This is a genomic window from Rhizobium sp. CB3060 (genome assembly GCF_025200735.1).
GTDB lineage: Bacteria > Pseudomonadota > Alphaproteobacteria > Rhizobiales > Rhizobiaceae > Rhizobium.
This window is the reverse complement of sequence record NZ_CP104160.1, coordinates 525,203-539,141: the sequence shown is the minus strand read 5'-3', so window position 1 is coordinate 539,141 and position 13,939 is coordinate 525,203. Positions and strand designations below refer to the sequence as shown.

The following is a 13,939-nucleotide window of genomic DNA, read 5'->3' as shown; positions in this document are numbered from 1 at the left end:
TGTCAGAAATCTTTCAGATAACGGTTTTCGGCCCGATAATGCCACTGAACCGTTATTATGTCCGATTCTCTCGGGCCGGCAAGGAAAATGCGGCTAATAAACTGTTAATAGGCGGCGGGGCCCTTGACCTATGGTTAACGCCGCTGTCGGTGTTTCCCTTGCGAATCCAACCTGTTACAGTCCCGCGATGCAACTTTCGTTGCTTATTTGTTCACTGGTGATTCCTACAACTAAGGGGATAACACGCGAGATCAGATCAGTGCGTTCTCGCCCAAAACCGCGCGACTCACCGAATTACCTTGTAGGATTCTACAACTGCCCCGCCGTTCTAATCCGTGCTGCTCTTTGTCGATAAATTTAAACGACGGAGATCAGCATGAAGGTTGTTGCGATATCGACAAGACAGGGGCTTCCCGCACAACAACTTCTCGAAGCACATCATCGACTTCGAGCTCAGGTGTTTTCAAATCGGTTGGGTTGGGAAGTCGGTGTTATTGACGGCCGGGAAGCGGACGCCTTCGACGCTCTCCAGCCTACTTACATACTCGCCGTATCGGACGGCGCTCGTGTGGCAGGATGCGCTAGGCTCCTGCCAGCCATGGGTCCGACGATGGTGACGCATGTCTTTTCGTCACTGCTAACGCACGGACACCTAAACGCCCATCCATGTATGATCGAAAGCTCCCGCTTTTGCGTCGATACTACCTTGGTCGATCTTCGCGGAGGGGGTCTCGTCCACGAGGCCACTTTGACCATGTTCGCGGGCATCATCGAATGGTGCATCGCAAATGGGTACACGGAGCTCGTCACGGTGACCGATCTTCGATTCGAGCGGATCCTTGCGCGCGTTGGATGGCACTTGTCGCGATTGGGCGAACCCAAGAACGTTGGCAACACAATTGCCGTCGCGGGCATCTTGCCGGTGAACGCCGAGACATTCCTCAGGCTTCGTCCATCCAGTTACCGTTCTGAATTCTTCTCCCCAGATGGGCAGCGGAAAAGGAGAGATCCGTGAACCAGCTCCGCTCTCACCACCGGCTTGTCTGCAAACTTCAAGACGCGCTCGGCCATAAGCTGTGCGCCGCACTGGACGACGTGGATGTGATCGAAATAATGCTCAATCCGGACGGAAAGCTCTTTATTGAGCGCCTCGCTCACGGCGTTGCGGCGGCCGGCGAAATGTCGCCCGTCGCGGCGGAAACGGTGATCGGAATTGTGGCGCATTTCCTTCAGTCCCAAGTAGACACGAAGCAACCCATCATCTCCGGCGAGCTCCCGATAGGTGGGCACCGCTTCGAGGGCCTTTTACCACCGGCGGTCGCCAAGCCAGCCTTTACGATCCGCCGCCGGGCCCCACGCCTAATTCCGCTCGAAGAATATGTGCGGTCAGGCGCGTTGACGGGATACCACGCCTTGATGATCCGAAAAGCGATTTCCAAAAGGCGAAACATCATCGTATCCGGGGGCTCCGGTTCTGGCAAAACGACGCTTGCGAACGCGTTGATCGATGAGATCGTCAAATTCACGCCCGAGGACCGTTTGGTGATCCTCGAAGACACTGCCGAAATGCATTGTTCGGCCGAGAACGCCGTTCTGCTGCATACCAGCGATACCGTTGATATGGCGCGACTGCTGAAGAGCACGATGCGACTGCGCCCCGACAGGATTGTCGTCGGCGAAGTCCGCGACGGTGCCGCGTTGACCTTGCTGAAGGCGTGGAACACCGGTCATCCAGGAGGCGTCGCGACAATTCACTCGAACACCGCCATGTCGGCGCTCCGCCGTCTTGAACAACTGACCGCAGAAGCAAGCCAGCAACCGATGCGCGAGGTTATCGGTGATGCGGTCGACCTCATCATCTCCATTGAACGGACACCGCACGGGCGGCGGGTTCGAGACGTCATCCACATCGAACGGTTCGCGGAGGGCCAATATGAGATCGGTTCAGACCAACTCGATGAAGAAGAGGAGGCCCGACATGTCGCGTAAGCCTTCGCTCGCCAAGGGAACATTCTCTGTCCTAACGACAGTTCTCGCTTCACTTGATCCGGCACTCGCCAGTTCGGGCGGTGGCGGACTGCCCTGGGAAGGACCACTGCAGCAGATTCAAGAGTCGATCACCGGACCTGTCGCAGGATACATCGCACTTGCGGCTGTCGCGATAGCCGGCGGCATGCTCATATTCGGTGGGGAGTTGAACGACTTCGCGCGGCGACTTGTATACGTGGTTCTCGTCGCCGGCATTCTGCTCGGTGCCACGACGATCGTGGGCCTGTTCGGCGCGACTGGAGCTTCAATTGGCCTGACGAGGGAGCTGATCGCCTCGGACGGCTTGCAAAGCGCAGGAGTGACGAATGGCTGAGTCCGCGTCCGGTCTGCAGCGGAACCGCATCCACCGCGCGCTGTCGCGCCCGAACCTTTTGATGGGCGCGGACCGGGAACTGGTGCTGATCACCGGCCTGGCCGCAGTCATCCTCATCTTCGTCGTCCTCACGATCTATTCGGCGCTCTTCGGCGTTGCCGTCTGGATCGTCGTCGTCGGGCTCCTGAGAATGATGGCAAAGGCCGATCCGCTCATGCGACAGGTCTATGTCCGCCATATCTCGTATAAGCATTACTACAAGGCGACCTCCTCGCCGTGGCGCCGGTATTGAGAAGAAGGCATGGTCGCTCTCAAACGCTTCCGGGCCACCGACTCATCCTTTGCGGATCTCGTCCCCTATGCCGGCCTCGTCGATAATGGTGTTCTCCTGTTGAAAGACGGAAGCCTGATGGCCGGCTGGTATTTTGCGGGACCGGATTCAGAAAGCGCTACGGCCCTCGAGCGCAACGAACTGTCGCGCCATATCAATAAAATCCTCTCGCGTCTCGGAAGCGGCTGGATGATCCAGGTCGAAGCCGTGCGCATCCCGACATTCGACTATCCGTCGGACGATCGTTGCCACTTTCCCGACGCGGTCACGCGCGCGATCGACGCCGAGCGGCGTGCGCATTTCGCGCGCGAACAGGGGCATTTCGAGAGTAAACACGCGCTGATCCTGACGTATCGACCGCTCGAATCCAAAAAAACGGCGCTCAGCAAATACATCTACTCGGACGAGGAGAGCCGCAAGAAGACCTATGCCGACACGGTGCTGTTCTTTTTCAAGAACACGGTCCGCGAGATTGAGCAGTATTTCGCCAACACGCTTTCGATCCGTCGCATGGAAACGCGGGAGGCTGTCGAGAGGGGAGGGGTGCGGGTTGCCCGCTACGACGAACTGCTGCAATTCGTTCGCTTCTGCATCACTGGTGACAACCATCCGATCCGGCTGCCCGATGCGCCCATGTATCTCGACTGGATCGCGACGGCCGAGCTCGAGCATGGACTGACCCCAAAGATTGAAAGCCGCTTCCTCGGTGTCGTCGCGATCGACGGCCTGCCGGCTGAGAGCTGGCCGGGCATCTTGAACAGCCTCGATCTTATGCCGCTGACCTATCGCTGGTCTTCGCGCTTCATTTTCCTCGACGCGCAGGAGGCCAGACAGAAACTGGAGCGGACCCGCAAGAAATGGCAGCAGAAGGTGCGCCCATTCTTCGATCAGCTTTTTCAGACGCAGAGCCGTTCGGTCGATCAGGACGCCATGACCATGGTGGCCGAGACGGAAGACGCCATCGCCCAGGCTTCGTCGCAGTTGGTCGCATACGGCTACTACACGCCCGTCGTCGTTCTCTTCGATTTCGATCGCGAAGCATTGCAGGAAAAGGCAGAGGCCATTCGCCGGCTGATTCAGGCCGAGGGTTTCGGAGCACGGATCGAAACACTCAACGCGACCGACGCATTTCTCGGAAGTCTGCCGGGCAATTGGTATTGCAATGTGCGGGAGCCACTGATCAACACCAGCAATCTTGCCGATCTCATCCCGCTCAATTCAGTCTGGTCGGGCCACCCCGTCGCCCCCTGCCCATTTTATCCGCCGAGTTCGCCGCCGCTGATGCAGGCGGCGAGCGGCTCGACCCCGTTCCGGCTCAACCTCCATGTCGATGACGTCGGTCATACCCTGATCTTCGGACCAACTGGATCGGGCAAGTCGACGCTCTTAGCGTTGATAGCGGCGCAATTCCGGCGCTATGAACGCGCGCAGATATTTGCCTTCGACAAGGGCAATTCCCTTCTGCCGCTGACGCTTGCTGCCGGCGGCGATCACTACGAGATTGGCGGAGACACGCAAAAAGCGGAAAAGGCGCTGGCCTTTTGCCCGCTATCGGACCTCTCCAGTGATGTAGATCGCGCCTGGGCCGCGGAATGGATCGAGATGTTGATCGCGCTGCAGGGCGTGACCATCACTCCGGACCACCGCAATGCGATCTCTCGCCAGATTGGCTTGATGGCCAGTGCACCGGGTCGATCTCTCTCGGACTTTGTGAGCGGCGTACAGATGCGAGAGATCAAGGACGCGCTCCATCACTACACGGTCGACGGTCCAATGGGTCAACTGCTCGATGCCGAGGAGGACGGTCTCTCGCTCGGTGCCTTTCAGACCTTCGAGATCGAGCAGCTGATGAATATGGGCGAGCGAAATCTCATGCCAGTCCTGACCTACCTTTTCCGTCGCATTGAGAAGCGGTTGGATGGGTCGCCGAGCCTGATCATCCTCGACGAAGGATGGGTGCCACTTGGGCATCCGAAATTTCGCGACAAAATCCGGGAATGGTTGAAGGTGCTTCGTAGACTAAATTGCGCCGTTGTGCTCGCCACTCAGTCAATCTCGGATGCTGAGCGTTCCGGGATCATCGACGTGTTGAAGGAATCCTGTCCCACGAAAATCTGCCTGCCGAACGGCGCCGCAGGTGAGCCTGGGACGCGCGAGTTCTATGAGCGGATCGGCTTCAGCGAGACACAGATCGAGATCGTTTCGAATGCGATTCCTAAGCGAGAATATTACGTCGCCACCCCTGAGGGCCGGCGGCTCTTCGACATGTCGCTCGGCCCCGTGGCGCTCAGTTTCGTTGGCGCATCCGGCAAGGAGGACCTGAAGCGCATCCGCACGCTCAGTTCCAAACACGGCCGCGACTGGCCGATCCACTGGCTACGAACGAGAGGAGTTCACGATGCCGCAGCGCTGCTCAACCTCGAATAGATTGCTCGCTGGCCTGGCGGCTGTCGCATTGATGGCCGGCGCGGTCGTGCCCGCAAATGCTGGAACTGCCACGGGTGCCGCCACCGAGTGGACGCAGGTCCTCAATAATGGCGAGCTGGTCGCTTTGGTCGGGAAGTCCGGCGAGCAGATCCAGAACCAGCTCACCCAGATAAGCCAGCTCGCACAACAGATCGAAACGCAGCTGAATATCTACCAAAACCTCCTCCAGAACACGGCGACGCTTCCGTCGCATATGTGGGGGCAGGTCGAAAGCGATCTCAACCAATTACGCAGCATCGTCGATGGGGGGCAGAGCATCTCGTTTTCCATGGGCAATGCGGATGATGTGCTGCAACAACGTTTTCAGAGCTACTCAAGCCTCAAGACCAACTTGCCAGACAATGCTTCTTTCTCAACTGCATATCAGTCCTGGTCGGATACCAACCGGGATACGATCGCAAGCACATTAAAGGCGGCAAGCCTCACGGCCGAACAGTTCGACAATGAGGAAGGCACGATGGCCTCACTGAGGTCGATGTCTGAGACCGCCGACGGGCAGATGAAGGCTCTGCAGGTTGGGCACGAGATCGCTGCGCAACAGATTGCGCAGATGCAGAAGCTTCGCGCTCTTGTCTCACAGCAAATGACTATGATGGGAACCTGGTTTCAGACCGAACAGACCGACAAGGACCTTGCGCAGGCGCGACGTGAGAAATTCTTCAGCGGGACTGCCCCTTCCACCTCCGGCGGCGAAAAGATGAAAGTCGAGTGGTAAGCACATGACAACAATATGTCTTCGGCGGCTCCGCGCCGTGATGGTGGTTGCCACCTTCTGCATGCTGGCAGCACAGCCAGCAGTCGCCCAGGAAGGTTCAGTGCTGACCTCATTACAGAGCCAAATCACCACCGCCGCAAAGGGGTGGGAAACCACTGTCATGGATGCGGCGAAATCCTTGTTCTGGATCCTCGCCACAATCGAGATTGGCATCGCCGCGGTCTGGCTCGCATTACAGGCAGCTTCGCTAGACAGCTGGTTTGCCGAGCTTGTCCGGCGGATCATATTTGTCGGCTTTTTTGCCTTCGTTTTGCGACAGGGGCCGACCTTTGCGAAGGCAGTGGTGGATAGTTTGTTTCAGATTGGGGCTGGAGGCGGCACGGCCTCCCCTGCGGACGTCTTCAATGCTGGACTCGCCGTCGCAACGAAGATGTCGGAAAAGATACAGTTCGGTCTTTTTGAGGACAACGCGTTGGCGATCTCGGCTGCTTTTGCAATGGTCGTCGTGGTCATCTCGTTCTCACTTGTTGCCGCGATCTTCGTTTCCGTGATGGTTGAAATGTATATCGGCCTGCTTGCCGGCATGATCATGCTCGGTCTCGGTGGTGCGTCCTATACCAAGGACTTCGCAATTCGATATCTGATCTATGCCTTCTCAGTCGGAATGAAGCTCATGGCACTTGTCATGATCTCGCGCATTGGGTCGGAAGTGCTGATCGGATTGGCAAACGAACCCGACATTGGTGATCAATTCCAGACCGCGCTCGCAATCTCTGGTATTGCCGTCGTCGTCTTCATCGTCGCGATCTACGTTCCGAATATCATGCAAGGCGTCGTCCAAGGTGCGTCGGTCTCAGGCGGGATGGAAACGATCAGACACGGTGGACAGGCCGCATCCTTTGCCACAGGCGCTGGATTTCTTGCGGCTGGTGCCGCCGGCGCTGGATTCGCGGCAGCTCAAAGCGCGCGAGCGGCGGGATCGTCGATTGCCGGCGCCACGCTTCGTGGGGTCGGCGCGGGCATCGGTTCCGCCGGACAAGCAACGGGCTCTGCCGCGAAGGAAAAGGCGATCGGTTCGCCGGGCGCCTATGCAGGTTCAATCCTCGGTCTCGCCAACGCCAAGCTCGACCAGGCGCGTAGCGGGCATAGCGGACCAAAGCCGCCCCCCGAACGCAAAGACTAACAGCAATCAGAAAGTGAAGGACCGATGGCAGCGAACCGCGCCCCCGAAAACCCGTATCTTGCTGCGCGCCAGGAATGGAGCGAGCGATACGGCACCTATGTGCAGGCGGCCGCCGCGTGGCGCATCGTCGGTATTCTCGGCCTCACCATGGCTGTGATCGGCTTCGGATATTCGATGTATCTCAGCACTCAGGTCAAGCTGGTGCCCTATATTGTCCAGGTCGACAAACTGGGCACGGCGGTAACAGCAGGTTTCCCTGAACAGATCGAATACGCCGATGTCCGGGTGGTGCGCGCCACACTCGGCAATTTCGTGACCAGCTTCCGTTCGATCACGCCGGACGCCGTCGTGCAGAAGCAATATATCGACCGGACATACGCCCTGCTTCGGACCTCCGATCCATCGACGCAGAAGATCAATGACTGGTTCCGGAGCAATTCGCCTTTCGAGAGAGCCAAGTCTTCGACCGTTGCCATCGAGGTCAACAATATCGTGGCGCTCTCCAACCAGACTTATCAGATCGACTGGACCGAATACGAACGGGACCGAAAAGGCAAGGAAACCGGCACGCGCCGGTTCCGCGGAATCGCGACAGTTACGCTTACCGCGCCGCAGGACGAGGCGACCATCCGCCTCAATCCGATCGGCCTCTACGTTAGGGATTTTGACTGGACGGCACAGCTTTGAGGGCAGGGGATTTGACATGCACAGAACAGGATTGATCGCGGCCGCAGGCTTTATGGCCGGACTCGCCTTTGCAATGGGCGCTCATGCCCAAACCATGACATCGAACGAGGTCAAGGGAACCAAGCTGTCGAGCAAATGGCGCGGCACGCCCGGCCTCGTGACCACGGGACCGGACGGAAAGGTCATTTTCCTATTCGGGGAGACACAGCCATCCGTGGTCTGCTCGCCGCTGCAGGTCTGCGATATCGAATTGCAAGGCGGCGAGATCGTCCGAGATGTTCTCGTTGGAGACACTGTTCGCTGGAAGGTGGAGCCCGCCACCTCCGGTGCAATCGGCGGCCAAGCGATCCATCTGATCGTCAAGCCGTCGGAAGCAGGTCTTGTCACCTCGATGGTGGTCACGACGTCGCGACGTACCTATCACATCCAGCTCAAGTCACATCCGAGCCAGTACATGGCACGCGTCGGCTTCGAATATACCGAGGATGTCTCGGCCAAGCTCGCAGATGTAAATTCACGCCTTGAGACCGGCGGCGTCCCCGGCACGGCGTCCGATAAGCTGAACTTTTCCTATTCCATCAGCGGGAGCGCGTCATGGAAGCCGAAGCGGGTCTATTCGGATGGCGTGAAAACCTACATCCAGTTTTCGAAGTCGATCTCAGGTCAGGATGCACCGGTGCTGTTCGTGATCCACGGTGGCCAAAGCCGCATCGTCAATTACCGCATGAAGAACGACTTGATGATCGTCGATTATGCCGTCGACGAGGCGATCCTCGTCTCCGGCGTCGGCTGGCGCCAGCAGAAGATCACCGTTCGGCGGGGAGGCTGAGCTATGCACAAGCTTCTCGTCATCATCATCAGCGGCTTTCTCACCGCATGCCAAACTGCAGAGGATGGGTTGGACGCCAGGTTAAACGCCGCGCCGGTCTCCGGGCCCGCCGCAAGTGCCATCGCTGGCGACATGGCAAGCCGGCTCGCCGAGCAGATCGGCCCCGTGAGCTCGACGACAATCAAGATGGAAAAGGACACATCGGAGTTTGCGACGGCACTCCAGGCGGCCCTAAAGGGCTTTGGCTACACCGTTCTAACCGACGGCAAAGTTGGAAAGGACGTGAAACCGGTCGAGCTCACTTACTCGATCGATGGCACTCAAGATCAGGTACTCGCGCGGCTGTCAACACCGTCCATTACCCTTGGCCGCGCATACAAAGCAACGGCAGCCGGTGCGACGCCGGCAAGTCCGCTCTCCATCATGCAGCGTATTTGAGGGGAAGGGTATGATCCAATCGCTCCAGCTCGGCCCTTCAAAGCAAGCCGACGGTCAGAAAGGCATGCGCCGCCTCAATCGGCTACCAATTATTATCGCCACGGTCCTCATCGCGCTGTTCTTCGGCGTGGTCGTGATCGGCCTATCATGGCGAGGACTTCCCTTCAACTGGAGCAACGAGATCGACAGCACCTTGAATACACCGGCGACGAACTTCGGTGACCAGCTCAAGCGCGGCATCAGTGACGGAATCATCGGCGAGCCAGGTGAGCGGGAAGTGTTCCAGCCAACACCCACCGTCGAACAGAAGGTGGAGAAGGGAGCGCCTGTTATAGACCGCCGGCCCACGGAACGGCAAGAAAGACGCCCGCAGCTCGAATCAGAGGAGGAATGGAGAGCGCGCCTAAAGCGGGAGCAGGATGAACAATATATCCGTGAAGCTCAGCGCCTGCGGATGGCTCGCCTGCAGGCGCGGGCAACGGCTTTGGACTCGCCTTTGAAGGTAGATATTTCTGACGTCGAGAAAGCCGATAAAAGTTCCACAGACGCCGGTCGTCAGACTTCAACGACGACAGCCAACAATGCCTCGGATCTCTACACCGCCGCGTCGAAATCCGGGCTGATGGGCCAAAACGTCGACCCGAATGCCCAAAGTTCGAAGGAGGATTTCTTCAATCAGGACATCAAGGATCTTGGCTATTTGCCGAATAAGATCGTGCCGCAGATGTCGCCGTATGAGCTGAAGCGCGGCTCGGTCATTCCAGCCACGTTGATCACAGGTCTCAACTCAGACCTTCCGGGCCGGATTGCCGCGCAGATCAGTCAGAATGTCTATGATAGCGCCACCGGCTACCGGCTCCTGATCCCGCAGGGAGCCAAGTTGTTCGGCCGTTACGATTCCAAGGTTTCCTTTGGCCAGGAGCGCGTGCTCGTCGTCTGGACCGATCTGATCTTCCCGAATGGCTCGACGCTGCAGATCGGCGCCATGGCTGGGACCGATGGGGCGGGATATGGCGGCTTCAAGGATAAGGTCGATCGGCATCTCTGGCGCGCGTGGAGTTCGGCAGCACTTGTCGCGATACTTGGAACCGGCATCGATATGTCGATGCCCGAAAGCACGACGCTTGCCACCCAGGACACGGCCTCCGATGCCGCCAGACGGAATTTCGCGGACACCTTCGGTCGCGTTGCCGAGCAGACCATCTCGAAGAACTTGAACGTTCAGCCGACAATCCAGATCCGGCCGGGATACGAGTTCAATGTCTTGGTCGATCAGGATATCGTCTTCCCCTCTGCGTACAGCAGTCAGTGATACAGCATCAGAAAAAGTCTTTGTTTAACTTCATCTCTTAGTCAGAAGGTTTGATTGCGAAATAGAGGTGAATAGACGTTTGCGCTGGTGAGCGCAGATCTGTATCACTTCCGAAGGAGCGGGGGCGCCTTCACGTACAACAGAAAGGAGACAGGTCTGTGGATCCAGCCTTAAGCGCTCTCATTGACATGGTTGAAGCTTCATACGATGAACGGATGATCAAACGCGGGCTCAAAGGCTTCGTTCATTCGTGTGGATTTCAATTCTTTGCCTATCTGCAAACGGAAGGCCTTAGCGCCCGCGCGCTCAGTTCCTATCCAGAGAAATGGCAGAAAATTTACCTACGCAACCAATATTCTCGGGTGGATCCGGTCGTAACGGAAGCCAAACGCCGGATGGAAATGTTTTCGTGGGCGATCGATGACTGGCCGTCTCGTGGGAGCTCTGAGTTCAAGCGTTTTCGGGATGAAGCGGTCGAACATGGCATTCGCAGTGGGGTGACGGTTCCCGTTCAAGGCAGTTTCGGCTCAATCATTATGCTGACATTCGCTTCCTCGGGGCACAAAGCTGATATTTCAAAATGTCAGAAGCAACTAAACCCGCTGCAGGCCGTGTTGGCAGTTCACTATCGCCTGAAGATCATAGCTGCGTCGACGATCGTCGCACCCAGCCGGCTGCTTTCACCAAGGGAAGCGATGTGTCTTACGTGGGCGGCAAAGGGTAAAAAGGCGTGGGAGATTGCCTTCTTAATGGGAATTACCCCAAGAACAGTGCAGCACTATTTCGATAGCGCACGCAAGAAGCTGGATGCTGCGACGATCCCTCAGCTCGTGGCAATCGCGAAGGACCGCGGTTTGGTTTAACCATCATTCGTCGTTTTCGGAGGGCACATCAGGAACATAACCAAGCGCATCGATGATTTCCGAGAGTTCTTCCTGCTGGGCTTCTGACTTCTTTTGGCGATCCAGATACTCATCTTGCAGGCTCTTGAGCACGTCGCTGGAAGTCGAGGCGTCGGCGGTTGCAATAGTCCACGCTTCGTAGACAGCTTCATCCGCGGCTAGAAGTCGGCGGTGCTCGCGGATCGCAGAAATTGCCAACGCTTTCAAATCGGCTTCTCGCATCGCTCTATAACGAGACTCTCTTTTGCCGCTTGTCTCGAATGAGACCTCATTGTCCATCCGCTTCTCCTCTTACCTCGTTTGCGACCCGCCAAGGATCGAGACCTTCCGGTATCGTATACGCATTGCAAAATACATCCCATCCTTCAGTAAGATGGGTGGCCATAAACTCGACAGTTCATTGCTCGCAAAAGAGGGCATCAGCGAACGCCTCATCACTCTGATCTATATACAGATTCTATATCTGAAACACCGTTGTAGAGAATACTCCGTGGAGAAATACTCTGCAAGCCGCTGCTTTCTCTACCATGGAGATTCGAGAGGTGTTTGCACGGAATCTGAAAGCTGCGCGTCAAGCCAAAGGCCTGTCGCAAGAAGAGCTTGCGTTTCGGGCAGGTATCGATCGAACTTATATCAGTTCTCTGGAGCGCAGTGTCTATAATGCAAGCATCGACGTCGTCGATCGCCTGGCGACGGTCTTAGGTGTTGAGGCGTCTGAATTGCTGAAACGTCGGCCTGAGACAAGAATTAAGCCATTGGGATGACGAGTACAGAGTTGGGAACCGAAAACAAGGCAACCAAGGACGCAATGCTCGGGGTGTCCTCAACCCCGAATGATCCGTCATCCTCCGGCAGAATTGCTATGCGGCCATAAAAGGTTATCCCATCCGGCGAACGTTACGCGGTACCCTTTTCGCCTTTGGCGTTGGCACTTTGGAATTGCCCTTCAACTTTCAGACGATCGAGGACGATTATGGATGCGCCATCCGTCGCGCCGTTTTCGACGTAAGAAATTCGAGTGCTTATTTGCCTCCAATCCTCGAAAGATCGATCCGAATTCCGGCTTGACCAATATCCTCATTCACCTTCGTCTGCTTCTCGGGAGTGGTCACGGCGACTGGTTGTCCATCGACGGAACGCGCTTCGCTTTGCCGAGGCAATTCGATGGAGGCTCCTGGATCCTGCGCTTGAAATACACGCACTCCTTCGAATTCCCCGGTCTTCCAGGCATAGAGCGCATCTTCGAAAATCTGGCGGAAGACGTCATCGCTCTTCGGATTGCCGTACCATTTGGCAACAATGCGCAGGACCTTGGCGAACATCGTCGTGCCCTTGCGCAGGTTCTCGCAGGTATCCACCAAATCCGGCGTCAGATCGGCTGCCTCCTTCACGCCGACACCGGCTGGAAACTGGGTCAGGCCGACGCGAACCTCAGCTTGCTCAACATACTGCCGAACGATCGCCATGGCTTCGTCGGCCGACGTTGCCTTCGGAACTAGAATCAACCGGCCGTCTGATTTGACTGTGACGGCAAGAGGGTCGGACGACCCAGCGGCTGTCACGAACTGCTCGACGATCGTGGATGCTAAGGAGGGGTCGGCGCATTGTTGGATTAGGGCAGCGTCAAGCATGACGTTCTCCAATGAAAGAACACAAGGGGTAAAGCACCAGCATTTGCGGGCATTTCCTTGGGTTCGGTTGTCTTTTGACCGGCGTTTTGACCGATCGGCTAAATCTCTTCCTTCCGCTGGACAGGTTGTTCCCGTCCTTCGGTTCTCGAACCATTCTCCAATGCGTGACCTGATGCGTTGGCCTCGGTCACAGAGTGGCGTTCGGCTCCCGGTTTCCCATTCTCCTTGAGGAGCGCAGCCCAGACCTGCCAGGCTCGCTAGAACGTCATCAGGACAACCGGGATATCGTCGACGCGCCTTCCATGTTGCTTTTGCCGCGCGGCTTGTAAGCGCGCTGATCACGCAGGATCTGGAAGGCGATCGTCAAAAGCTTACGCGCGATGGCCACACGCGCCTTGTTGGTTCCTCTGATCTTCAGATGCTCGTATGGGGCGCGCAGCTGTGGATCGCTGGCGATGGCAGGAGAAACCGCTTCCACGAAAGCCCAGCGCAGCCACTTGTTGCCCTGCTTGATGATCTTGCCGTGATAGGTCTTGCCGCCGGAGGAATAGGTCGACGGCACAAGCCCGGCATAGGCGGCAAGTTTCTTAGGGTTGCGGAACCGCGATACGTCGTCGATCTCAGCATCGATCAGCCGGGCGAAGAACTCGCCGATGCCGGGGATCGTCTTCAACAGTTTGACGTTGCCATTGACCTTGGTCATCGCCCGGATCGTCGCTTCCGACTGCTTGATGCGCCGATCGATGTCGCCGATGAACGCAAGGCCGCGATCTGGATGCGGTCGATCTCCGAGACCTTCACCTGCGCCAGCTGGACGCGGCCGGCCTTGCCGAACAGGTCACAGAGCTTCTTCAGCTGTGCCGTCTGCTCGGGATAGCGGTCGAACACCGTGACGATGCGGTTCTTCGTCATCGTGCGCAGCCGCACGTAAAACATCCGCTCGCGCAGCGCGACGCGAAGGCCCCTAGGTTTTTCGCTTGGCGCCCAGGCCTCGGGCACCAGCTCAGCCCTGACCCCAATAAGGTAAGCCGAAAGGCTGGAAGTGTGACTGTCCCTCGATCA

The 13,939-nt window shown here is 57.4% G+C and carries 15 protein-coding genes and 1 pseudogene; 13 read left to right on the top strand and 3 right to left on the bottom strand.

Features of this window, described 5'->3' with window-relative positions; genetic code table 11:
- Nucleotides 1-376: 376 nt before the first annotated feature.
- The 12 genes from traI (at nucleotide 377) to N2601_RS32095 (ending at nucleotide 11,207) form a co-directional block, all read left to right on the top strand.
- Entirely contained in the window at nucleotides 377-1,015 is a 639-nt protein-coding gene (traI, locus tag N2601_RS32150) for an acyl-homoserine-lactone synthase (protein ID WP_260305554.1), read from the top strand.
- Nucleotides 1,012-1,989: a P-type conjugative transfer ATPase TrbB gene (gene trbB, locus N2601_RS32145; RefSeq protein WP_260305547.1), complete on the top strand. Its 978-nt coding sequence runs from the start codon at nucleotides 1,012-1,014 to the stop codon at nucleotides 1,987-1,989. Before traI ends, trbB begins: the two co-directional genes overlap by 4 nt.
- A complete protein-coding gene (locus N2601_RS32140; protein WP_260305543.1) occupies nucleotides 1,979-2,362 on the top strand; it encodes a TrbC/VirB2 family protein in 384 nt (127 codons plus the stop codon). Before trbB ends, N2601_RS32140 begins: the two co-directional genes overlap by 11 nt.
- Nucleotides 2,355-2,654, top strand: coding sequence for a conjugal transfer protein TrbD (locus tag N2601_RS32135; RefSeq protein WP_260305542.1), 300 nt, complete (start codon nucleotides 2,355-2,357; stop codon nucleotides 2,652-2,654). The genes N2601_RS32140 and N2601_RS32135 overlap by 8 nt, the downstream gene beginning before the upstream one ends.
- 9 nt (nucleotides 2,655-2,663) lie before the next feature.
- Nucleotides 2,664-5,120: a conjugal transfer protein TrbE gene (locus tag N2601_RS32130; protein ID WP_260305541.1), complete on the top strand. Its 2,457-nt coding sequence runs from the start codon at nucleotides 2,664-2,666 to the stop codon at nucleotides 5,118-5,120.
- On the top strand, nucleotides 5,092-5,895 hold the full coding sequence (gene trbJ, locus N2601_RS32125; RefSeq protein WP_104825912.1) for a P-type conjugative transfer protein TrbJ: 804 nt from the start codon (nucleotides 5,092-5,094) through the stop codon (nucleotides 5,893-5,895). Before N2601_RS32130 ends, trbJ begins: the two co-directional genes overlap by 29 nt.
- A 4-nt stretch (nucleotides 5,896-5,899) precedes the next feature.
- Complete coding sequence (gene trbL / locus N2601_RS32120) at nucleotides 5,900-7,078, top strand: P-type conjugative transfer protein TrbL (RefSeq protein WP_260305537.1); 1,179 nt, start codon at nucleotides 5,900-5,902, stop codon at nucleotides 7,076-7,078.
- 24 nt (nucleotides 7,079-7,102) lie between these two features.
- Nucleotides 7,103-7,765 carry a conjugal transfer protein TrbF gene (locus N2601_RS32115; protein ID WP_104825910.1) on the top strand — a complete coding sequence of 221 codons (663 nt, stop codon included), beginning with the start codon at nucleotides 7,103-7,105 and terminating at the stop codon, nucleotides 7,763-7,765.
- Between the two features lie 16 nt (nucleotides 7,766-7,781).
- Nucleotides 7,782-8,594, top strand: coding sequence for a P-type conjugative transfer protein TrbG (gene trbG / locus N2601_RS32110; RefSeq protein ID WP_260305532.1), 813 nt, complete (start codon nucleotides 7,782-7,784; stop codon nucleotides 8,592-8,594).
- Nucleotides 8,595-8,597: 3 nt separating this feature from the next.
- Nucleotides 8,598-9,032: a conjugal transfer protein TrbH gene (gene trbH, locus N2601_RS32105; RefSeq protein ID WP_260305528.1), complete on the top strand. Its 435-nt coding sequence runs from the start codon at nucleotides 8,598-8,600 to the stop codon at nucleotides 9,030-9,032.
- A gap of 10 nt (nucleotides 9,033-9,042) precedes the next feature.
- Nucleotides 9,043-10,344 carry an IncP-type conjugal transfer protein TrbI gene (trbI, locus tag N2601_RS32100; RefSeq protein ID WP_260305527.1) on the top strand — a complete coding sequence of 434 codons (1,302 nt, stop codon included), beginning with the start codon at nucleotides 9,043-9,045 and terminating at the stop codon, nucleotides 10,342-10,344.
- A 158-nt stretch (nucleotides 10,345-10,502) separates the two neighbouring features.
- The gene (locus N2601_RS32095) at nucleotides 10,503-11,207 is read left to right on the top strand and encodes an autoinducer binding domain-containing protein (RefSeq protein WP_260305526.1); all 705 of its coding nucleotides are present in this window, start codon (nucleotides 10,503-10,505) and stop codon (nucleotides 11,205-11,207) included.
- A 3-nt stretch (nucleotides 11,208-11,210) separates the two neighbouring features.
- Here the strand turns inward: N2601_RS32095 and N2601_RS32090 are convergent, their stop codons facing one another.
- Entirely contained in the window at nucleotides 11,211-11,525 is a 315-nt protein-coding gene (locus N2601_RS32090) for a transcriptional repressor TraM (protein WP_260305525.1), read from the bottom strand.
- A 248-nt stretch (nucleotides 11,526-11,773) separates the two neighbouring features.
- On the opposite strand from N2601_RS32090, the gene N2601_RS32085 reads away from it, so the two are divergent.
- Nucleotides 11,774-12,010 carry a helix-turn-helix domain-containing protein gene (locus N2601_RS32085; protein WP_260305524.1) on the top strand — a complete coding sequence of 79 codons (237 nt, stop codon included), beginning with the start codon at nucleotides 11,774-11,776 and terminating at the stop codon, nucleotides 12,008-12,010.
- Nucleotides 12,011-12,268: 258 nt separating this feature from the next.
- Here the strand turns inward: N2601_RS32085 and N2601_RS32080 are convergent, their stop codons facing one another.
- Together N2601_RS32080 and N2601_RS32075 are read right to left on the bottom strand one after the other, a co-directional pair.
- A complete protein-coding gene (locus tag N2601_RS32080) occupies nucleotides 12,269-12,877 on the bottom strand; it encodes a TraH family protein (RefSeq protein WP_260305523.1) in 609 nt (202 codons plus the stop codon).
- Nucleotides 12,878-13,145: 268 nt separating this feature from the next.
- Nucleotides 13,146-13,888: pseudogene (locus N2601_RS32075) on the bottom strand (IS110 family transposase); the annotation flags it as partial.
- Between the last annotated feature and the right edge of the window lie 51 nt (nucleotides 13,889-13,939).